Origin of the sequence: Legionella quinlivanii (genome assembly GCF_900461555.1) — a bacterium.
GTDB lineage: Bacteria > Pseudomonadota > Gammaproteobacteria > Legionellales > Legionellaceae > Legionella_C > Legionella_C quinlivanii.
Genome location: NZ_UGOX01000001.1, coordinates 2,815,625 through 2,837,222 on the forward strand (window position 1 = coordinate 2,815,625; position 21,598 = coordinate 2,837,222).

Genomic DNA, 21,598 nt, shown 5'->3' on the forward strand with positions numbered 1-21,598 from the left:
GTAGAAGCCAGAGCAGACTGTGTTTTCAGAAATGTAGATATCTAAAAGATTAAGGTTGTTTGACGAACTCAGCATTTATATTTTCTGACTCCGTTTTAAGAAGAGAATTTAAGCGAAGCCATAACAACAAAGACGCTACCACGAAGCCGCTGCTAAATCCAATACATAATCCAATAATTCCACCGTTCAAGACAAAGCCAATTAGATAGGAGCAGAGGTTGGAAATAAACCATAAACAAAAAAGACCAATTTTCATCGGATAGGCCGAGTGCCCCAAACCCCTTAAGACCCCGGCAAAAAGGCTTCGTAATCCATCAAAGTAGAGAATAAACCAGCGTATAGCAGTAATGATTAATGTTAAATTTAGCAAATAATAATTTTCCACTAAATTAACATCAAAATATAATGAAATCAGAGGCCTATAAGCAATAGCAAATAATACTCCCAGCCCCAAAAAAAGTATGGAATGCAATTTAACAGCAGCGAGACAGTCCTTTTTGATAGTTTGAACCTGATTTTCCTGATAATTAATACTGGTGAATACTGAAAGGGTTTGTGATAGTCCCAGGAAAATCATGATCAGTAAGAGTCCGTACTGGATTGATACCTGAGAAGCAGCCAGGGCATCTGTGCCAAAGTAGCCTATCATCATTGTATTGACGAATATTGCCGCTAGTTCTCCACCAAATTGAACACCAATAGGAACACCCAGTTTGTAAAAACGGATGAGAGAACTCAGGGTTAATTGCTTAAAGTGTTTAAATAAGTTTAACCGCTTAAAATCGAGACTCACCATGAAATAAGCATACATTAATAAACAAACGATGCTTTGCGCATAAAAAGCGGAAGCTGGAATGCCAGCAATTCCCAGTTTGGGAAGACCCATATGCCCTAAAATTAATCCATAGGATAATATGCTAATCAGCAGCAATCGAAGCAAAGAAAAATAAAGACTGATTTTTGGTTTTTTAAGGCCAATACAAAATTGTGAGTTCACCATTCCCAGATTAATGGCAAAAATGGCTAAGCTGGCAAAATGAAAATACGGTACAGTCAGTTGAGTCAGTGTGCCTGGCTGACCAGCCAGTTCCAACAGGTTGCTGCCATGCCACATAATGACCGCGATCGGCAGACTAAACAGAATAATAGCAATAATCGATGACTGAAAGACTCTGGCATGAGATGAATCCTGGCCACTCTCGGCTTTAGCTAGTTCTATACCAGTGAGTATAGAAGTAGCATAAGTACAGGTACTGGTGATAGTTAGTAGAACAATATACAGCGATGTTGAAATATTGACTGCCGCTATCTCTTTTATCCCCAGCTGGGCGACTAAAATAACCCCGATAATATTTCCCAGAATATTAATAAGATTATTGGCACTGACCGGGAGGGAAAAAAGAGCAATTTTTTTTAATCTGTGGTCCATAAGTATCTGCGGTAAAAGGAAATTATATTAGCAAACCGCAGACCAAAATCAGAACTTAGCCATTAAAAATGGTGTTTGCCATGAATTCAATAATCCACGATTCTTTATTTTCCGGGGTGTGCTTACCTCTTTTTCCATGAGACCTGGTCAGAGCCGTTTTTTTACGGCCCTTGTGATGGTCCATATTATCCATTTTCTGGTTTCTCGAAAATCCGCTGCTCATAAATACCTCGTAGACCAAGATGGCATGATTTCGTCACTTGCTTTACTTAAGTATAGGACTGATTTTGCGATACTCAATATCGTACTTGTTCCCTGGGTTTTCATTCCTAGAACGGCCTGGTGACAACCAGAATAACGATCAAAATTAAAAATAATGTCGGTATTTCATTAAAAATTCTGAAGAACCGTGTAGAAAGTTTATTGTTATCGTCCCGAAACCGTTTTAAATAAATTCCGCAATGAATATGATATCCCCAAAGTAGAAGGACCAAAAACAGTTTGAGCCACATCCAAACGGCGTTTGAATAGTAATGCCAGTTCATTGAAATTAAACCAATGCCCAGTATAGTGGTCACAATTGCAGCAGGATAAGTGATTGCATAAAACAGCCGATATTCCATCACCTTGAAGCGCTCGATACTCACTTTGTCGCGAGCTTCATTGTGGTAAATGAAGAGCCTTGGCAAGTAAAATAATCCAGCAAACCAGGCGACCATGGCAATGATATGAAACGCTTTGAGCCACAAAAATAACATTATTAATCCCTCTCCAGGTTAAAATCGCGCCAGGCTATAAATTTATAAAGTCTTAAACACTTCTTCAGCTGCATCAAGGGTTTTGGCAATCTCTTCTTCTCCGTGACAACAGGATACAAATCCCGCTTCATACATAGACGGTGCAAGATAAATCCCTGATTTCAACATGCCATGATAAAATGTTTTGAATCGTGATTCATTGCTTTTCTGTACCTGGTTAAAATTACGGACTTCAGGCTCTTCTGTAAAGAAAAATCCGAACATTCCTCCTTCGTAGTCAGCAATCAGAGGAACATTTCTGGCCTGAGCCCGCTCAATTAAGCCATTAACCAGTGCTTTCGAGCGTTCAGCCAATAACTGGTATACCTGATCATCAAGCTGCATCAGGGTCGCCAATCCTGCCGCCATAGCAACCGGAGAACCCGACAGTGTTCCCGCCTGATAGACTGGACCCAGCGGAGCCAGATAATCCATGATCTCTTTCCTGCCGCCCAAGGCACCCACGGGCATTCCTCCACCAATCACTTTTCCAAGCGTCGTCAAATCCGGTTCAATAGCATAGATCGACTGGGCACCGCCGCGAGCCACACGAAAACCGCTCATGACCTCGTCAAAAATCAAAACGGTCTGATTTTTATTACAAAGCTCTCTTAATTGCAGCAGGAATTGTTTATCTGCGCGCACAAAGCCCATGTTTCCTGCGATAGGCTCGATGATAACCGCCGCAATATCGTCTTTATACTGCTCAAAGCAGGCTTCAACATCTTCTATATTGTTATATTCTGCCACCAGGGTATGTTCGGTCACACTTTTGGGTATGCCCGGCGTGGATGGAATACCCAGAGTCAGCATCCCTGATCCGGCCTTGGCCAATAATCCATCGCTATGTCCATGATAACAACCATTAAATTTTATAATTTTATCTTTTTGGGTGAAGCCGCGAGCAAGGCGAACAGCTGTCATAGCGGCTTCTGTGCCTGAGTTTAGCATGCGGATTTTTTCAATCGCCGGCATCATTTCAATTATCTGCTGTGCCAGTTCGGTTTCATTTACCGAGGGCGCCCCAAAACTTAAGGTTTTTTGAGCGGCCTGTATGACTGCGTTAACAACTTGTTCATTACCATGCCCCAGGATCATAGGCCCCCAGGAACCAATGTAATCAATGTAACGTTGATCATCCACATCAGTTAAATAAGCCCCTTTTGCGTCTTTAAAAAAAACAGGATGCCCGCCGACTCCTTTAAATGCTCTGACAGGGGAATTAACACCTCCTGGAATCAGCGCAGAAGATTTTTGAAACTCTATTTCAGATTGTTTATACATAACCCCTACCCATGCTTTTAATCATTTAATAACTATCAGTTATCGCCTGCTCGCTCAGATATCCATGCAAGCGCTTCATTGGCCAGCTGATGCACTTCGTTTTTATATTCAGAATAAGGGAAAGAACGATCTTTATGAAGAAATTTGTCAATCTTCTCATTAGCTAAAAACAGTTTCATCGCCATATGACTGCCGTCATATTGAGTGTACAGCCCAAGCGGAGAACGGCAATCAAGCCCAACTTTCATTAAAAATTCCAATTCGGCGGTAGAGATATCCACTTGTTTAGCATCACTGATTTGTCTGCAAAGGTCTCTTGCAAAGGAGTCATCCTTACGAGTTTCCAGCCCGATAACACCTTGACCGGGAGCAGGAATAAAAATGGTTGGATCCAGTGCCTGGCTTTGTGAATAATCAATATCCAGTCTTATCAATCCCGCTTCAGATAATAGAGTTCCACAGACAGGCAGCGCTTTAATCTTTTCCAGCCGGGAGAGCACATTGCCGCGAATATCACAGGTTTTTAAGTCGGGCCGTAGAAATTTTAGCAAGGCTTTACGCCGTAAACTTCCAGTGGCAATAGTTGAATTTAAGGGAATTTTATCGAGCTCTTCTATATCCTTAGAAGGAATAAACACATCACGATAGCCCTCTGGCTCAGTAAATCCCGCCATAACCAGGCCGGGAGCAAGGTTTGATGTTATATCTTTCAAACTGTGCACAGCAATATCCGCTCTTTGATCGATTAATGCTTGCTCGACTTCTTTAATAAAAACGCCTTTACCCCCTATTTCATAGAGTGGTTTTTCCAAATTCAAATCACCCTGAGTGATTAAAGGCAGGATTTCCACTGCAATTTCAGCATTAAATCGAGATAATAGTCTTCGTTGGATAATGTCAGCTTGTGCCAATGCAAGCTTTGATTGTCTTGTAGCAATTCTTATTGTTTTTTTCATAATAACTCCCTCAGTTTTATTACCATAGGCTAATTTTCAAAATTTGAATAATTTTTTTTTGCCTGTTAATAAGAACGAGGTCATTGTTCGGGCGTTGGCTTTAATAGATCCAAGCACCTTTGAAAGACAGGAGAACCATCCCCATCCTATTCAGGAACGGGCTCTCCCCTTGACTTTATGCATTATGTCTCCTTGCCTCCATTTCCTCAAACAAGTCGATATGCATTTGAAAAAAATCATCGCTAATTTGCATTAGCTTATGTTCTTCTTCCCTGGAAAGATTCAGGTTATTCACCTCTTCGCCCAGGTTTCTAGCTTGTCGTGATGCACTTTTATAAAACCTGGCGCTTAGCGGATGCTCCTCACCAAATGCCCTCTGGTTTAAGCGGCCCAGTGCCTGCCCCCCATAGCAGTCAGCCAGGTTTCTAACTGTGAGATAAGTTAATAAATGCATTGGATCTGCTTTCTCCACAGCGTTTGCCATAGCCTTGGTTGCTGGAAATGTGTAGTCTATCGGCAAAAGTTTGTGCTGCTCTTCATCAGGCACATAGTTAATCATTTCGGAAATATCTTCTTCAACTAAATGGGATCGATTAAGCCATGGTTCCTTACAAAAAATATTCAGATAACTCACTGCTCTCTCTTTAGTGAGCTCTTCCAATCGAGTTTCCATCGCTTTATAAAGTGGAATGTACTGAATAAACAAATTAACTATATCGGTTTTTTCTGGTAAATCATTTTCTTTTTTAAACAACATCCTGAGCATAAACGGCGTATTGGATGCTAACTCATGCTTGGGATTAATGTGTAAGCGATTTACGAGACTATCTGCTGCCATCATAGTGTATCTCCTTATTTCCCTTTGTTCCCTAATAGATCATTTTGATTTGGAGTTAATCGTTAATGTTAATACTAGACCATAAACATCTTTTTTTGAGGGGCTATCTCTGATTTTCATCTGGATTTTTAACTGAAGTTCCATACATAATTTACTTAATTATTTTCATTAGGCTAAGATAGAATGTAATGAAGAAAGGGATATTACTGACCAATTTAGGCACTCCAGCATCCGATAGTATCTCTGATGTCAGACGGTATTTGCGAGAGTTCTTGCACGATAAGCGCGTTATAGACCTGCCTGCTGCTATACGAACCATTTTAGTGGAATGTTTTATTCTGCCTTTTCGACCCAAAAAATCAGCGCATGCCTATCAATCCATTTGGAGTGATGATGGCTCTCCTTTGTTGCGCATTAGTGAAAAGATTGCCCAAAAACTACAGCAAAAACTGGGTGAGAACTATGTTGTTTCCTTAGGTATGCGCTATGGAAGTCCTACTCTTGAACAGGCATTAGAGCCTTTAAAAGACTTGCGGGAAATAACCATTATCCCATTGTTCCCTGAATATTCCTCTGCAGCAACAGGCAGTGCAGTTGAAGCGACCCTCAATAAAATCATGTCCTGGCAGATTATACCGGAGTTACGCATTATCAGGGATTTTTATCAGCATCACGATTTTATTGAAGCCTATGCGGATCAAATCCGGCAAACCCCTGCTAGCTATTATCTATTTAGCTACCATGGTCTGCCTGAGCGCCAGCTGATTAAGGGCGGCTGCGCCGAAATCTGCAACCCCGTGTGTGAGCCCATCAATAATGCGAATCATTTTTGCTACCGAGCTCAATGCTATGAAACAACGCGATTGATCACACAAAAACTCGGGTTAACTGAATCCCAGTATACCCAAAGTTTTCAATCCCGCCTTGGTAAAACACCCTGGATTAGACCTTACACCGATGAAATGCTAACTAAACTTGCCAATGATGGCATAACTGATCTGGCTGTTGTTTGCCCCTCTTTTGTGGCTGATTGTCTGGAAACTCTGGAGGAAATCGGTATACAGGCTCAAAGGCAATGGCAGCAGTTAACTGGCCAGCGTTTGAAAGTAATTCCCTGTGTTAATGACAATGACAAATTTATCGATTTGCTGGTGGATCTTTCCAGGTAATATTGGCATGCAGTCTATAAAGCTCAATAAATAGAAACCGCCATGAAACAAGCATTTTTCTGGCGGCTTCAGCATAGGAAAAAAATCATCCCTGAATTTTCGGACAGGATGCATTTTGCAGGCTAACAGCCTTTTCCACTGCCTGGTGGAAGAATGAATGTCTATCAGGCTTGATTTTGCTGGATTGACTGTAGGAGGCGAATAGTCTTTCCAGAACAGCTGGTGCATAGGGTCCCAAGACATCTCTAGCCATTTTTTTGGGACAACCCAGCATATTTTTTGCTATGCTTTGATTCAGCAATCGTTCTCTTAAATTATCAATTAAACATGCTCCAGTAATTGTGCCTAACTGTTTTGGCAGCATTACTACATAATCAAGGTTGGGTTTATCCTCGCCTTTTACTTTATATAACGCATCAAAATATTGACCTTCTATCAGATCTTCTTTCGGTCCCTCAGCGACTGCAATGAGTACCCGTGTCTTATTAAAAGCCAAATTCCAGCGAGAAATAATTTGATGCATTCCAGTCAATTGAAGTTCTGCTGCTTGCTTTAGATACCCTTCATTTACAGAACTGATTTCCCCTGAATATCGGGCCTGTAAGCAAGCTATCTCACGCAGACAAGCAGACAGTCGGGCCTTATCAGCAATGAATATTAATTGCTCAATTGCTGCCTGATAAGGTTTAATGTAGTGAGGATCCTTAGAGCGGAGTTCGGTCAGTAGTTCAACCAGATTCAACAAATCAAGCTCATCTTGACTTGTCCTGACCTGATACGTACTTATCGATCGTAGAACACAGTCTAATATCACCGAATTATGAGACAGTGATTTCAAGATATTATAGGTTGGTTTTAGTGCTTCGGTTTCAGCAGAGTCCTGAATATCCAAACGATGATCATTTTGTTTACCCCACAACTCCAAAATGCCATTGTGATAGGTGATAACATGATCAATGTTTGTCAGGGGTTGAGAAAGGGATGTACGCCTGTGGTAATCAAGGAAGTTTTTTCCCATTTTACGAGTGGTGGATAAGATGGATTCGTCAATTGCTTTAGAATGGATGGAACGATCATTATTTTTGGGTTTAGCGCTTAAAAAGATACCCCCGACACCGATTAGACCAGCTAAGGTTTAAATGAATGAGCTTATTTATTTCAGAGAGTGAACGCATAGTAATCTCCTGTGGATTGAATTAACACCAATTGCTACACTACCATAAAAAAATACCTTATGCAAAAAAATAAACCACATTAAATATATCTTAGCCATGCTCGCAGATGAGTCCCTTGGCTATACCATCATTACATCCCATATGTTGTACACTACCTCGAAGATGTAATTGATCACTGCATGTGTTTTTAAAAGATGCGGGGCTCACAAAGACAATAACTATGAACACGGATTTTATCAGTACTCTCAAATTTTACGATGCATGCCCCAGTCGCATAGTTTTGGGATTGAAAGGAGCTTTAATCGATCCAGAATTTTTTAAGCCCTCTTCAATCCTTCAAATTAATCGCTTCAAAAATTGAAGCCAACTCTGGTCTTGGCATTTCAAAGCTATCTTGCACAGCCGTATAGCTGTGGTAGCCTAAGCGCTAGACCTATCGAAAACTCCATAATCAGAGTAAAAAAATGAAGCCAGGTAAAGAGTATCAAATATCAAAATACCGTAATCCAATAGCATTCCGAACCTCTCCAAGCGTTTTTTCTGCTACTTTTTTAGCTGCAGCAGTGCCAGAAATGATAATGTCCATTACTTCACTACGCTTAAAACTATTTCTCTTTTCCCTTATTGGTTCAAGCATTGCCTGTAAACTAGTGTTTAACAGGTTTTTAATTGTCGAGTCTCCCAGTCCGCCTTTCCTATATTGTGCCTTTAGTTCATTGACCTCTTCTGGATCCGGATGAAATGCACTAAGGTATTCAAACACAACATTTCCTTCAACCTTCCCAGGGTCACTTATTTTTAAATGAGCTGGGTCAGTGAACATTAAAAAAACCTTGCGCTTTATTTCTTCGGGTGTGTCAGAAAGAAAAATCGCATTCCCTAGGGATTTACTTGCCTTGGATTGACCATCTATCCCAACCAGGCGAGAGGTTTTACTTAAAATTGGTTTTGCTTCTTTTAGGCAATCGGTATTATAAATTCTATTAAACCGTCTCACTATTTCATTGGTTTGTTCAATCATGGGAACCTGATCTTCTCCCACAGGAACTGCCTCTGCTTTAAATGCGGTAATATCTGCTGCCTGACTGACTGGATAGCAAAGAAAACCTGCGGGTATGGAGGAATCATATCCTTTCTGCTGAATTTCAGATTTAACAGTAGGATTTCTTTCGAGTCGCCCTAAAGTGACAAGATTCAGATAATAGACAGTGAGTTCTGCAAGCTCAGGAATATGGGATTGTATGAATATTGTGCTCTTTCCTGGTTCAATCCCAATTGATAAGTAATCTAATGCTACCTCATAAAGATTATCTACTATCTTACCAGGGTTCTCAAAATTATCAGTTAGCGCCTGTATATCAGCAATCATTACATACTGCTCGTATTCATCTTGCAGCTTAACTCGATTGACTAAAGAACCAACGTAATGACCAAGATGTAGTTTACCTGTGGGGCGATCGCCAGTTAATATAATTTTTTTCATTGCAGACTTTATTGTAAAAATTCTTATGGGAACTATAACAGAAATCGAGCATTCACCAATTATAATTTCATAAAGGGTATCCGTGCTTACGTGAAAGCAACCTCCTTAAAATCGATCAGTTTGACCAAATGTTAAGCAATACTGTATAATGCATTCTTACGCTATGACAGCCGAACGTAAATGGATTGTCTGTCTAAGAAACTTTGCTGTGGCATCCACAGAACAATTTCGGGGTGCAAAACAAGTTTACAGAGCTTCTTTGTCAATTTTCTCGTAGGGAGGGATCAAATGTTTGAAATACAATTCACTGATAATTACGAAAAAGAAATTCACATAAAAGGAGATACAGATCTTGTAAGGCAGTTATACAATATCCTTGATAAAGAGACACAGATATTTGGCTATACTGAAAGTTGTCGTTCCAACCCACCCAATATCAGGGAACACGCTGAATTTGATATTGGTTTATGGAACTTAAAGGGGCCCGTTGGTCACTCTTCCGTAGCCCAATTATTTTTGAATTTCATTGAAACTAACAAAATTAAGATAGATGAACGCACCAGGTATTTACTTAATTTTTGGATCTTTGAATTAAAAATGATAAACGAGGGAACAAGCTACCGTTCAAAATATCCGCTAACAAGTCGAGAGCTAATCTCTCCAAAGCAACTTAACCTGGTCTTGGATAAATGCAAAGAAAATGATAATGAGCCTTCATTTCTGGATTTATTCAATTTGTTTGAAAATTCTAAACGTATGGAACAAGTTGGAAAAGCAGGCCAGCCCCTTTCCCCTTATGAATGGGAAACCGACTCCTTTGCCGCCTCTAAAGAAGCTCGGGCAAAATATAATAGAACATCCTATACGCAAGAACAGGGAGACAATTTGTTTTTTAAACTACCTGTTTCTGGCAGTCCTTCTTTACCTAAAGCAATATCTCCGATAGATTCTAAAACGCAAATGATTTTTAATTGGCAGTAGACACCTTAGATATCAAAGTCTGGTTATTTCGATAATTCAGGCTTTGAACACGATTGTACAATGGCAGCCGGGCTAGCCAAATATCGGGTTTACAAGAGCATAGCCCCTTGCATGATGCATTGGCTATTTTGTATTGCTTATCGCGGTATGAACAAGATATTCAAAGGCTAGCTTCTCAACCTGCAATATTGCAAAATCTTGATCAACCAAAATTAGTCTTTGATGTCGGAGCTAAAGATTTGCAGGAAGGGGCATTTGGTTTTGGATTTATCGTCACGGCTTTTGATGGTAAAAATATAAGAGTCCTTGAAAAAGGGCAATTTTATAGTATTAAATGTGCTCAGAAAGTTAAAAACTATAACTTTTGCTAACATTGTGGCGGATTGGCTACTCTATACGCCATAGAAGTACCTTTTAAAAATTCGTGAAAAATTGGCAGGGGGAATGCCAATATAGCAGGAATAGATACTGCTTCGATCGCAAGGATATAGGCACTATAGCAAGTAAAGTGTTTAATTCTGCGCATATACTCTTTTATGTTTTCCATTCCGGCAAGTTAACGATAGAATCCACAATAATAATTAACACTAAAGAGGTGCATGTGTCGGATGTCGTAATATATACAGTTAAGGATGGACATGTCTAATTAGATGTTAACTTGGCTAACGAAACTGTGTGGCTTACTTTGAATCAAATGGTACAACTATTTGGACGTGATAAATCAGTTATCTCACGACACTTGAGTAATATATTTAAAATAAATGAATTAGATAAAAATTCAGTTGTTGCAAATTTTGCAACAACTGCCTCAGATGGTAAAACTTACCAAGTTGATTACTATAATCTTGATGCCATTATTTCTGTTGGCTACCGAGTAAATTCTAAAGAAGGCGTTCAATTCAGAAAATGGGCTAGCAACATATTCAAAGAACATTTAATTCGCAGTTATACAGACAATGAGAACCGTTTAAACCAACAAGGCATTCATGATTTACAACAATCCGTTGAATTATTGCAGAAAACATTGATCAACCATGAATTGATTAATGACCTAGGCCAAGAAGCCATTCAAATAATTTTAGCCTATACTAAAGCTTGGGATTTACTTCTAGCCTATGATGAAGGAAAACTCAAATTACCAACGAAAAGTAAACAAACGACATCCAAGTTAACTTATCAAGCAGCTTTATCAGCAATTGAGTCTTTAAAACAAGAATTGCGTACACGTAACGAGCAACAGAATTGTTTGGTAAAGAGCGTGATGGTGGGCTGGATAGTATATTAAATAACATCGAACAAACTTTTGATAGCGAACCTTTATATAGCACACCAGAAGAAAAAGCAGCTCATTTGTTATACTTTATTATCAAAGATCATCCCTTCACTGATGGAAATAAACGAATTGGAAGCTTTATGTTTTTGTTATATCTTAAATCACAAAATTTGCCGATTAAATTCAATGAAAATGGTTTAGTAGCACTTGCTCTATTAGTTGCAGAAAGTAATCCAAGTCAGAAAGATATTCTGATTCGATTAGTTGTTAATTTACTAATTGATAAACCTTATTAGAACCATTAACTTTCTCAACAGTCTAAAGTATTCAAAGTTTACCTTTCCCATCATTACTTTTCTACTAAAACTGAAGAGTTATTTTTCCCATTTACAACTTTTACTATTGTTAGGTTTAGAGAGTCATCTTTATAAATTAATCCCTATAAATGATTAAGGAAGACTTCGAAAAAAGATTTAAAGGAATACTTTTTATAAATAATTCTATGATGTAGATTAACTATTAAAAAACTCTGAAAGGACATGAAGTTGAAGATGAGAAGCAACTTTTTGTGGTTGTAAGTATTTTTCAATATCAGAAAAAATGGTTGATATATCTGCTAATTCATTATCAGTATATATCAAAGAGAAGATCCCGTATTTTTTAAAATAATCTTTATGTTTTTTCATTTCCCTCTGAAAATTCGAAGAGGCTTCAGCATTAATCGAAGCTTGGGTTTTATTTTTTGTTCCGGTCAATTGACCATGAGTAGACCATGGGGATAATTCAAACCCAATTTTATTATTGGATTCAATATCTATGATACAAAAATCTAAACGGTATTCATGTTTAGAACTCATACCTCCATATCGAAATTCGGGAATAAGAAGTAATATATCTTCTGGGCTATGTGATGCCTGCACATATTGACTATATAGCGTTGCAATTCGTTTTTGATAGGTTGAAGCCGTATTTCTTACGAGAACGTGTTCAAAGAACTTCAGATATTCCTCAATGGTTTTAAAGTGGAAAACGTCATTTTTATTAGGTATAACAAGTCCTGTTTCTAGGATATGTCCTATTGACCAATATCGTTTTCGAAAACGCCTAATTTCACTATTATCATTAGCCCAAGAGCCATCTCTAAATCTTGGTGTAACCAAAAGTCCATAATCCGCATGATTTTGACCAATCCAAATAATAGCCTCTTCTGTATCAGGTCGACATTTAGAAAGATTTTCATATTCCCTAAGATAAGTACGAAGGAAAAAAATATAAAGGTATTTTTTGGATATTTCTGATGAACTGAGATTCTGGTAGAATTGTTGATAAGGTGTATTCCCTTCCGTTTCAAGATCAGTTTTAAGTCCTTTTATAATAAAGATATATAACATTCTGCCGAAGGAATGACCTCATGTTTAAGATCGATGTATCGAGCCTTTCTTGTAGCAAAATAAGCATGTAATGATTGTTCATTACGAGTTTTCGTTTCCTTTAATACTTGGGGAAGCATTTCTTTAAGTTGTGCTGTTAATGCGCTTATTTTTTTATTCTTGGCAAATTTTTCTCGATCACGTTGTACCATATATACTCTATATACTCTCAAGAGTTTGACTTGAACTCATTGATTTAGTATAGAAAAAATAGTTGGGCAGAGGAAGAGAAAAAAAGGCTATAAATGAGTATCAGGTGTTACAAATTGTACAGTACCACGTCATCGTATTCAAACTCATTGTCTGTAATCTATTGATTTTAAATAGAAAATTGGCGCGCTCGGAGGGACTCGAACCCCCGACACCTTGGTTCGAAGCCAAGTACTCTATCCAGCTGAGCTACGAGCGCCTGGTGAGATTCGGGTAAAACTTGTGCTGAGTATTAGTGGTTTGAATGGTGGGTCGTATAGGAATCGAACCTATGACACAAAGGTTAAAAGCCTTCTGCTCTACCGACTGAGCTAACGACCCATTGGCTTGTCACTAATATTTGTTTTTGCTCTTTGGATTATCCACCAAAAATGGTGGGCCGTATAGGAATCGAACCTATGACACAAAGGTTAAAAGCCTTCTGCTCTACCGACTGAGCTAACGGCCCCAAAGAGGCTGAAATAATAACGGATTAGGATAAAATTTCAAGTATTTTTTTGAATTATTTTTTAAATTAATGCCTCTCCGGCATATAAATGCTCAGTACTGGCAATAATTGTCCAGCCCTCATTAGCGAGTTTAATTTTCTGTTCATTCAATTGCTCAGCCGCTACTGCAATCAATAATACATCAGCTCCAAGGGCTCCACAGCCCTTTGCTGCGAGAACGCTTTTATCAGCCTTTAAGTCCCTGATTTGCTGACAGCTGTGTTCTGCCACTAATCCCATTTCCGACAAACGTTGATGATAGGTATTAATGGCATCGATAAGACTCTGGCTATCTTTGTGTTCAAAAGCCGTTTTTGCCTGTTCAACTATTGATGGCAGCAAGTGAATTGCATCCGGTAAAGTCATATCCTGTAAATGATGATGAGTCGCCAGTTTTTTTCCGCTGTGCAGTAAAAGAATGGCGATATCCGGAAATGGCCAGTGGTAACAGTCAAGGATATTTTGCTCACGATTGATGTAGACGCAGTGATGATTTGACTGAGCCAGCACATCATAGCCGCTGGGGCGAAGCCCATTGCCGCTCCAGGCGCATTCAAAATAAGCGTTTAAAAGATTTTCTTGCGTCGGGGTAACCTTTTGTAAGTAGCAGCTCGCCAGGTAAGCCCCCAGAAACTGAGCACTTGAAGCCCCTAAACCTCCCTGTCCCTGATAAGGGTCAAACCAGGATAGCCCTACGCCAGCCTGCTTTTGTCTGCTCCACCATTTTCCTGCAGGAGATTCAGGGTGAATGCCCTGAATTTCTTCGGTTGAATTAATTCTCAACTCAAAACAGGGCGATGTTGTAAGAACAATAGCGGATTTCCCTATCACAGCCGCATATTCTCCAATTAAAAATGTTTTTGCAGGGATAGACCATTTCATTCTTTTTTATCCTTTGCGGATCTCAGCCAATAGCTCCTGCGCATTTTTAAGACTAACGCGCTTATTTAATGATAGCCAGCTTTGCAGCTTATCCTTCAATAAAGGCATTTCATCTTCGTTAGCTCCTGCAACTAATAATAGATTATCAATATGCAATTTCATATGTCCCTGGATGATGCCTTCGGTGCAAAGTGCCTTGAGAGCTCCAAGATTCTGTACTAATCCCACGGCCGCGATAATTCTTGCCAAATGATTGGCCGAGTCAACTCCCATCATGCGCAAACACATGCTGGCAGTAGGATGAAGCGCCGTCACACCGCCGACCGTGCCCACTATAAGAGGCGCCGTTAATTGCCCGGTTAATTGACCATTCTTATAACGCCAGCGGGTAATAGCACGATATTGGCCGCTGTGAGCTGCATAGGCGTGGATTCCTGCCTCCACTGCTCTCCAGTCATTTCCCGTTGCAATTAAAACCGGATCAATACCGTTCATAACCCCTTTATTATGAGTTGCAGCGCGGTAAGGATCTTTTTCCGCAAACAAAGACGCTTCCTGCAGACGCTCGCCTAATTCGTCATCAACCTCATTAATAACGACACGCGCCGTAGTTAATTTCTGATCATTAAGATTGGACAAAATGCACATGGAGACTTGTTCACCACTTAAGTTCTCAATCGGGGTTTTCAAATATTCCAGTACCTGATTGATAATATTTGCTCCCATTGCATCACAACTATTCATCATCAGATGAATAATGGCCATATCAGCTCCGTCATCACGAACCAAATGACGCAAATGCAAATCTCTCACTCCGCCGCCTCGCTTCACCATATTGGTAGCAACGTCTTCATTGGCTTTTTGAATTAACATTTGCTTGTTTTGCTGAAACAAGGCTTCAAATCGTGCAAAATTTTTGACTTTGGCTAACTGAATTTGTCCAATAATGCATTCCCCATCGACCCAGGTTGTTATTTCACCCTGTTGCCTTATCCATTTCGCAGTTTTGGATAAAGCCGCAATGATTGAAGTTTCTTCCACCGCGAGTGGAATAATATAATCCTGATGATCAATACGAAAATTGGTAGCAACCCCCAGAGGCAATTGAAAATAGCCAATTACATTCTCAATTAGTTTATCGGCGAGGCTAATGTCATGTATCCCCCCCGCTCTCAGGTAAGACACATCCTCGCTAGTTAAAGCGCCTAACTCCAATAATCGATTAAATCGTTCCTCGCGATTCAATCTGGAGAAACCCTGAAATAATTGGCTGGCTTGATTACTAATCGGCATGCCTTCTCCTGTAAATCTGAAATAATTTCAATAGCGGTTTAAAACCATAATTCATTAAAAAAAGGCAGACTTTAGCATAAACCATTAGAAGATAACTATAAGATTAAAGGAATCATTTCTTGACCTTTTCCAATAAGGAATAAATTTCATTCAGACGTGTATTTAATCGTGTAAAAAAATACATCAGATTAAAAAATCCCAGAGATTTGCTTTCCAGTGTAGAAAATCGGGCAGGATCTGCCTTAATTGCCTTCGTCAATATATCAATAATGCTAATCGCAGGCAGCATTGCCGTGTGAGTTTCTTTTTTCAGACGCTTTTTTAGTGTATCCAGATTGTTTATTGTGGTATCCACAGCCAGTAAAATTCGTTTTTTATCCTCTTCATTGATATAGGAGGAAAGCCAGGAATAGGCCTCTATCAGTCCCACTACATAGTGAGTACAAAAAGCGGTTTGCGTCAGTAAAAGATGAAAATCCTTGCGGTTAATACGATGAAAAAGGACTTCATAGCTGATTGACAACGCGTTTTTTCGTATCAGCTGATATTCAAGATATAATTGCTGAACGGTCACAGGTTGTGAAGTAATTGGCCGATTAAGGAATTCATTGGACAACGAAGCTTGAATTTTTTCTATATAGCCCACAAACAAATCAACTACATTGGTTCTTACCGGCATACAATACGTGGATACGGTCAATGCGATCGCAGCACCAAGCGCTGTATCCAGAATTCTTTCTCGCAGTAAATACAGATTCCAGTCGCCAAACATGGCGAATAAGTAAACTACAAAGCCCGTCAGGGCAATCATTGCCGCCAAATGAAAAATCTGAAAAAGATACACTGCGAAAAATACAAACAATAGCATGATCCCAAGAATTACATACTGATTCTGCGGGGTTAGCCAATACAATAACGTACCACCCGCGCCGCCAAGAATTGTCATACTTACCCGTTCCAGTGAGCGTTTCAGACTCTCTCCCCAGGATTGGGTAGTCAATGCCATTGCTGTCAGGGTAATCCAATATCCTCTTTCCAGATTAAGAAAATAACTTAAAATTTCCGCGATGGTAATTGCTGTTGCAGCCTGCCATGCTATTTTAGTGGTATTGCGAAGCGCCATCTTGAATCCTCACCAGTTCAGCCATGTGCTGATTAAGCAAATTGAAGGTTAATTTTAGATTGAGTAAAGCCATTACCAGTGTAGGCTCCGTCAGAAGTTCATGGCTCATGGATTCATCCAGCTGCCGCAGGGAAACCTTTACGCGCTCATATCGGATTACAAAATCCTTTCTCATTCGCACCGCATCAAAAAGTGCTGCGAGGCGCCGGTTAATGACGACCAAGGATAATCGAACAGAGCGAGGCAGTTGGTAATCATGAATTTTTATCACATGGTAAGCTTCCACCATCATCGTATAGGCGCTCACAAAAGCATATTGATGGACGAGAATTTCGCTGACTGTTGATTGATAGCCGTCAAATACATCGCTTTGCTCAATTGTTTGGTTGCTGTCGAGCAAATGATTCATATTATGTTTTAATCGTACAAAGGACAGCTTTTCAAAACTTTGAATAACGTCGCGTTTAACCAGATAGTAACGGATTTCCCTCATTCCTCTTGAGAGTAATTTAAATAAACGATTTGAGTTTTTTATATATAATTTGGGATAATTTTCCGGAAATATAAATATTGCCACCAAGGCCGCGACTAAAAGACCAATAATCAGAGCATGCAAATGCATCCAGGCGGCATCCGGTGTATCAAAAGGCAGAATAGTGGCAAAAAAACACAGGATCCAGGCCATCATCGGCGCCATACTGTTTTGCAGTCCGAAACGACGACAGTAGTTCACTGCAAAACCTAATCCAATTAAAACCAGTGCCGTCAGATTATGCGAATCCCTGACTTTCAATCCCAGAATGAAAACCATAAAATAAACCAGATCAAACACAATGACCTGAATAACCCGCAAAGCAAAAGACTTGGCAGTGATTCCTTGCAGGGAGAATCCGCAGGCGATTCCGGCCATTAATTTTCCAAACAAAGGTTCTTTTATGCTCAGGGTCAAGGTAATCAAAATCGCCACGACCGTTTTTAATGCATGTTTGAGACGGAAATAGCCCGGATCTACCCCCCAAAGAAATAATCTTAACTTCCTGAATGGCGTCATTATCAAATTTTACATCCTTACTGCTGTACCGGCCTGACCTACAAGCAGGGTTCTTATTCAAAGTCATCTCACAAATTCTCCAATTTCTCAAGTCTTCAGATCTGAATTTTATGATTGAAAAAAAATGCGCGCCTAGATACTCTACGTAAATAGTTTATTCGAGATAATTAAATGGCTGGCAGAACGCTTGTATTCTCTGCGCAGAACAATTCTTATAGCCACTGCAATCATGACTAAAGTACTCTCAGACGCCGGGCTGAAATATGATGAAGAAGCTCAGCGATACGAATGCACAGGATCCTGGACTGTCTCCACTCTAAACGGCTTCATTGAGGCGGTGCAAAAAGAAAAACTGCCAGAATCGGATAGCTTGCATATCAGTGGAAAACAACTTAAGCACTTTGATAGTGCAGGCGCATTAGCGCTTCACAATTTTATTTTATTCCTGAACCAGCAGAACAAAAAAGCCGAGCTTGAAGATTTTAATACCCAGCAATCGGAATTGCTTAAACTGATTGCTGAAAAACAGGAAGTACTTGATTTTCATGTGCCTCCGGCAAAACCTCAACCTATTCTTGAAATGATTGGGCAGGAAACCATTCATAAAATTAATCAGGCGGACGGTTTTATTATTTTGCTTGGCGATCTGAGCACCAAACTGTTTGAAGCATTCGGCCAATGGCGGCGTTTTCAGTTCCCGAGCATTGTTTCCATTATCGATTCAGCCGGGATCAAAGCCTTGCCGATTGTGGGACTGCTTTCTTTTTTAATTGGTGTTGTGCTGGCTTACCAGATGGGGCTTCAGCTGCAAACTTATGGAGCCAACATCTTTATTGCTTATTTATCAGGAATGGCAATTTTCAGAGAGTTCGCCCCGCTGATTACCGCCATTATCGTAGCGGGCCGCACCAGCTCTGCATTTACGGCTCAGATTGGCAGCATGAAAATCAATGAAGAAATTGACGCCCTTTATACAATGGGCTTATCCCCTACTGAGTTGCTGGTCATGCCCAAAGTCATTGGCCTGCTGATTGTATTTCCCTTACTGATTTTCTGGTCCGATGTATTCAGCGTTTTTGGAGCGATGTTCATGTCAAAATGGATGCTTGGCGTCAATCATTTCGACTTTCTCGCCCGCCTGAAAGATTCAGTCGGCTTATCTCAATTGATGTTAGGCCTTTATAAAGCTCCTGCCTTCGCCTTTCTTATTGCGTTGGTAGGCTGTTTTCAGGGGTTTCAGGTGGAATCCAGCGCTGACAGCGTCGGGAGTCAAACGACCAAAAGTGTGGTCCAGGCCTTGTTCCTGATTATCATTGCCGACGCTGTCTTCTCAGTGGTTTACAGCTGGATGGATTTGTAATGGGCAGCCCCGTAATTGAAGTAACTGGCTTAAAAAACAAACTGGGTGGACACTGGGTTCATAAGAATGTCAATTTAACTGTCAACCAGGGGGAAATTCTTGCGATTATCGGAGGAAGCGGCAGCGGTAAAACAACAATATTACGCAGCTTGTTGATGCTTTTAAAGCCAACTGAAGGCGAGATTAAGATTTTTGGCCAGGATATATCGACCCTTTCTGTACGTAAGGCCAATACGTTGCGTCAACGTTGGGGAATGTTATTTCAACATAGCGCCTTGTTTTCGGCCATGACTGTTTTGGAAAATATAACTTTTCCTATGCGTGAATTCACGGCCATGAATAAGCAGTTTATGGAAAAACTGGCCATGCTCAAGCTGTCGCTGGTCGGATTGCCGGAAGAGTCAGCGAGCAAGTATCCTTCCGAGTTAAGCGGCGGTATGCAGCGAAGAGCGGCAGCGGCAAGAGCCATCGCTATGGATCCGGAATTATTATTTCTGGATGAACCAACAACAGGTCTTGATCCGCGAGGGGCTCGTCAGTTTGATGAGCTGATTCTTTTTTTACGTAAAACATTAAACTTAACCGTTGTGATGATAAGTCACGACCTTGAGTCCTTAAAATCAACCGATCGCGTTGCTTTTATTGGAAATGGAGAAGTTTTGGCAGTGGAGCCTTTAAAAGAATTAATGAAAAATCCGCATCCACTGATTGCTGAATACTTTAGTAAATTTTAAACTACTGGCATTTGCCATCGGAGCTAAGATTCCTTGGAAGCTAAAACAAATTACACTATCGTTGGGTTAACTGTTGTCATCCTTACTGCGGCCCTGCTGGCGTCAGCCCTGTGGCTATCAGTGGGTTTTGATCAAAAGAAATACAAGATATATGCAGTATATATCCACGAAGCAGTTTCCGGCCTCAGTGAAGACTCGCCGGTGAAATACAATGGCGTGCCGGTGGGTTCTGTTGCCAAAATCGAACTAAGCCAGATTGATCCACAGCAGGTTAAAATTTTATTAAATATTGAGGAAGGCACACCCATAACCACCAGCACCACCGCCACATTAATATCGCAGGGGATTACCGGTACAACTTACGTGGGTTTATCAGCCTCCTCCTCTGAACTTACCCCCTTGAAAAAAATTCCCAAGGAACCCTATCCCATTATTCCAGCCAAGCCTTCTCTTTTTTATCAATTAGATAGCGTATTAAAAGAGGTGGCCGAGAATGTGAATGGTGTTACAGTGAAGATTAATAAAATTTTTGATGATGAGAACGCCCTCTACATCAAAAACACTTTAAAAAACCTGGAAGGCTTTTCTGATGTGGTGGCTAAAAATAATGAAACCATTAACAATACTCTGAAAAGCACAGACGTTCTGACTCATAATCTCGCCCAAGCCAGTAAAGATTTGCCCGCGATTATTCGCGAGGTGAAACAAGGTGTGGAAAAATTGAATGTAATGACCGAAAGGATTAGTGAAGCAGGGGAAAAGGTGAGCACTGCAATGGATGCCGGCAAAACCACCCTGGATAAAATTTCACAACAAACCATACCGCCTGCCGTTGTTCTGATTCGCCGTTTAAATACGATTGCAGCTAATCTGGAACAAGTCAGTAACTTAATGCGCCAAAATCCAGCTGTGGTGGTTCGAGGAACCGCGACGCCTAAAGCCGGACCGGGAGAGTGATTTGAATAGATTAATCGGACGCTTTGGCCTGATTGCCAGCTTATTGTTTTTACAAGGATGTGCGGTCAAACCGACCGTTACCAATGAATATAAACTGGAAAGCTTCAGCAGCGAGAAAGCTGCCAGCAAGCCGATCCATGCTTCTATTCTGATAACCCATCCGGATGCTGCAACCGGGTACGACACCGAAGAGATGCTGTATACCGATAAGCCCTTTGAAATCAGCAATTTTGTCCATAATGCCTGGATGGGCCCACCCGCCGATATGCTCTTGCCTCTCATGGTGCAGAGCTTACAGAAAAGCGGCTATTTCTATGCAGTCGCTTCGACTGCAACTTCGGAATTAACCGATTATCGTCTCGATACACAGCTATTGGAATTGCAGCAAAATTTTCTGAAAAAGCCCAGCCAGCTTGATTTTACTGCCAAGATTGTTTTAACACATGTCAGTGACAACCGTATTATTGCTTCAAGGATAATCGAATTACATGTGCCCTGCCCAAGCGATACTCCCTATGGCGGTGTTATCGCCGCGAATCAGGCCACAGGATTGTTTACAGCCGGGGTTACAAAGTTTGTATTAAATCACGTCAAGAATGATTCCCACTAAACCGGACGAAACAGGGACTTAAGAGAAAATTAGAGCAATTTGTAAATCCTTGATGCAATTCGGTTTGTAGTATCC

23 protein-coding genes and 3 tRNA genes are annotated in these 21,598 nt (G+C 40.4%); 9 read left to right on the forward strand and 17 right to left on the reverse strand.

Going from position 1 to position 21,598, the window contains the following annotated elements:
* Positions 1-49: 49 nt before the first annotated feature.
* The 6 genes from DYH61_RS12005 to DYH61_RS12025 all read right to left on the reverse strand — a co-directional run bounded on the left by DYH61_RS12005 (position 50) and on the right by DYH61_RS12025 (position 5,307).
* A complete protein-coding gene (locus tag DYH61_RS12005; RefSeq protein WP_058507759.1) occupies positions 50-1,429 on the reverse strand; it encodes an MATE family efflux transporter in 1,380 nt (459 codons plus the stop codon).
* A gap of 55 nt (positions 1,430-1,484) precedes the next feature.
* Positions 1,485-1,652, reverse strand: a complete 168-nt coding sequence (locus DYH61_RS15695; protein WP_157072298.1) for a hypothetical protein — start codon at positions 1,650-1,652, stop codon at positions 1,485-1,487.
* A 106-nt stretch (positions 1,653-1,758) separates the two neighbouring features.
* The gene (gene hemJ, locus DYH61_RS12010) at positions 1,759-2,187 is read right to left on the reverse strand and encodes a protoporphyrinogen oxidase HemJ (protein WP_058507760.1); all 429 of its coding nucleotides are present in this window, start codon (positions 2,185-2,187) and stop codon (positions 1,759-1,761) included.
* A 42-nt stretch (positions 2,188-2,229) separates the two neighbouring features.
* Positions 2,230-3,510 (reverse strand): glutamate-1-semialdehyde 2,1-aminomutase, encoded by a 1,281-nt coding sequence (hemL, locus tag DYH61_RS12015; RefSeq protein WP_058507761.1) that lies wholly within the window; start codon positions 3,508-3,510, stop codon positions 2,230-2,232.
* Positions 3,511-3,545: 35 nt separating this feature from the next.
* A complete protein-coding gene (gene hemC, locus DYH61_RS12020) occupies positions 3,546-4,466 on the reverse strand; it encodes a hydroxymethylbilane synthase (protein ID WP_058507762.1) in 921 nt (306 codons plus the stop codon).
* A 175-nt stretch (positions 4,467-4,641) separates the two neighbouring features.
* Positions 4,642-5,307 carry a biliverdin-producing heme oxygenase gene (locus tag DYH61_RS12025; RefSeq protein WP_058507763.1) on the reverse strand — a complete coding sequence of 222 codons (666 nt, stop codon included), beginning with the start codon at positions 5,305-5,307 and terminating at the stop codon, positions 4,642-4,644.
* Positions 5,308-5,492: 185 nt separating this feature from the next.
* Between DYH61_RS12025 and hemH the strand changes: the two genes are divergently transcribed.
* The gene (gene hemH / locus DYH61_RS12030) at positions 5,493-6,473 is read left to right on the forward strand and encodes a ferrochelatase (RefSeq protein ID WP_058507764.1); all 981 of its coding nucleotides are present in this window, start codon (positions 5,493-5,495) and stop codon (positions 6,471-6,473) included.
* Between the two features lie 85 nt (positions 6,474-6,558).
* Here the strand turns inward: hemH and DYH61_RS12035 are convergent, their stop codons facing one another.
* Positions 6,559-7,491 carry a hypothetical protein gene (locus DYH61_RS12035; protein ID WP_058507765.1) on the reverse strand — a complete coding sequence of 311 codons (933 nt, stop codon included), beginning with the start codon at positions 7,489-7,491 and terminating at the stop codon, positions 6,559-6,561.
* Positions 7,492-8,132: 641 nt separating this feature from the next.
* Entirely contained in the window at positions 8,133-9,131 is a 999-nt protein-coding gene (trpS, locus tag DYH61_RS12040; protein WP_058507766.1) for a tryptophan--tRNA ligase, read from the reverse strand.
* 288 nt (positions 9,132-9,419) lie between these two features.
* On the opposite strand from trpS, the gene DYH61_RS12045 reads away from it, so the two are divergent.
* The 4 genes from DYH61_RS12045 (at position 9,420) to DYH61_RS15795 (ending at position 11,681) form a co-directional block, all read left to right on the forward strand.
* A complete protein-coding gene (locus DYH61_RS12045; RefSeq protein ID WP_058507767.1) occupies positions 9,420-10,112 on the forward strand; it encodes a hypothetical protein in 693 nt (230 codons plus the stop codon).
* Between the two features lie 107 nt (positions 10,113-10,219).
* Positions 10,220-10,483 carry a hypothetical protein gene (locus DYH61_RS12050; protein ID WP_133129069.1) on the forward strand — a complete coding sequence of 88 codons (264 nt, stop codon included), beginning with the start codon at positions 10,220-10,222 and terminating at the stop codon, positions 10,481-10,483.
* Between the two features lie 287 nt (positions 10,484-10,770).
* Positions 10,771-11,397: a virulence RhuM family protein gene (locus tag DYH61_RS15790; protein WP_200823613.1), complete on the forward strand. Its 627-nt coding sequence runs from the start codon at positions 10,771-10,773 to the stop codon at positions 11,395-11,397.
* The gene (locus DYH61_RS15795; RefSeq protein ID WP_200823612.1) at positions 11,355-11,681 is read left to right on the forward strand and encodes a type II toxin-antitoxin system death-on-curing family toxin; all 327 of its coding nucleotides are present in this window, start codon (positions 11,355-11,357) and stop codon (positions 11,679-11,681) included. The genes DYH61_RS15790 and DYH61_RS15795 overlap by 43 nt, the downstream gene beginning before the upstream one ends.
* 216 nt (positions 11,682-11,897) lie before the next feature.
* On the opposite strand, the gene DYH61_RS12060 is transcribed toward DYH61_RS15795, so the two are convergent.
* The 9 genes from DYH61_RS12060 to DYH61_RS12100 form a co-directional block, all read right to left on the reverse strand.
* The gene (locus DYH61_RS12060) at positions 11,898-12,776 is read right to left on the reverse strand and encodes a hypothetical protein (protein WP_058507769.1); all 879 of its coding nucleotides are present in this window, start codon (positions 12,774-12,776) and stop codon (positions 11,898-11,900) included.
* Positions 12,755-12,967, reverse strand: coding sequence for a hypothetical protein (locus DYH61_RS12065; protein ID WP_058507770.1), 213 nt, complete (start codon positions 12,965-12,967; stop codon positions 12,755-12,757). Before DYH61_RS12065 ends, DYH61_RS12060 begins: the two co-directional genes overlap by 22 nt.
* A gap of 180 nt (positions 12,968-13,147) precedes the next feature.
* Positions 13,148-13,224: transfer RNA gene (locus DYH61_RS12070), tRNA-Arg, on the reverse strand.
* Positions 13,225-13,270: 46 nt separating this feature from the next.
* Positions 13,271-13,346, reverse strand: a tRNA-Lys gene (locus DYH61_RS12075).
* A 51-nt stretch (positions 13,347-13,397) separates the two neighbouring features.
* Positions 13,398-13,473, reverse strand: a tRNA-Lys gene (locus tag DYH61_RS12080).
* Between the two features lie 61 nt (positions 13,474-13,534).
* Entirely contained in the window at positions 13,535-14,395 is an 861-nt protein-coding gene (locus DYH61_RS12085) for a mevalonate kinase family protein (RefSeq protein ID WP_058507771.1), read from the reverse strand.
* A 6-nt stretch (positions 14,396-14,401) separates the two neighbouring features.
* Positions 14,402-15,688 (reverse strand): hydroxymethylglutaryl-CoA reductase, degradative, encoded by a 1,287-nt coding sequence (locus tag DYH61_RS12090; protein WP_058507772.1) that lies wholly within the window; start codon positions 15,686-15,688, stop codon positions 14,402-14,404.
* A gap of 112 nt (positions 15,689-15,800) precedes the next feature.
* Positions 15,801-16,811: an FUSC family protein gene (locus DYH61_RS12095; protein ID WP_058507773.1), complete on the reverse strand. Its 1,011-nt coding sequence runs from the start codon at positions 16,809-16,811 to the stop codon at positions 15,801-15,803.
* A complete protein-coding gene (locus tag DYH61_RS12100) occupies positions 16,789-17,862 on the reverse strand; it encodes an aromatic acid exporter family protein (protein WP_058507774.1) in 1,074 nt (357 codons plus the stop codon). The genes DYH61_RS12095 and DYH61_RS12100 overlap by 23 nt, the downstream gene beginning before the upstream one ends.
* 229 nt (positions 17,863-18,091) lie before the next feature.
* Between DYH61_RS12100 and DYH61_RS12105 the strand changes: the two genes are divergently transcribed.
* Genes DYH61_RS12105 through DYH61_RS12120 form a run of 4 tightly spaced genes read left to right on the forward strand, consistent with a single transcriptional unit; the run spans position 18,092 to position 21,523 of the window.
* Positions 18,092-19,222, forward strand: coding sequence for an MlaE family ABC transporter permease (locus DYH61_RS12105; protein WP_058507912.1), 1,131 nt, complete (start codon positions 18,092-18,094; stop codon positions 19,220-19,222).
* Positions 19,222-19,956, forward strand: a complete 735-nt coding sequence (locus DYH61_RS12110) for an ABC transporter ATP-binding protein (RefSeq protein ID WP_058507775.1) — start codon at positions 19,222-19,224, stop codon at positions 19,954-19,956. Before DYH61_RS12105 ends, DYH61_RS12110 begins: the two co-directional genes overlap by 1 nt.
* A 33-nt stretch (positions 19,957-19,989) precedes the next feature.
* Complete coding sequence (locus DYH61_RS12115) at positions 19,990-20,913, forward strand: MlaD family protein (protein WP_083499226.1); 924 nt, start codon at positions 19,990-19,992, stop codon at positions 20,911-20,913.
* A 1-nt stretch (position 20,914) separates the two neighbouring features.
* A complete protein-coding gene (locus DYH61_RS12120) occupies positions 20,915-21,523 on the forward strand; it encodes an ABC-type transport auxiliary lipoprotein family protein (protein ID WP_058507776.1) in 609 nt (202 codons plus the stop codon).
* Positions 21,524-21,598 lie beyond the last annotated feature (75 nt).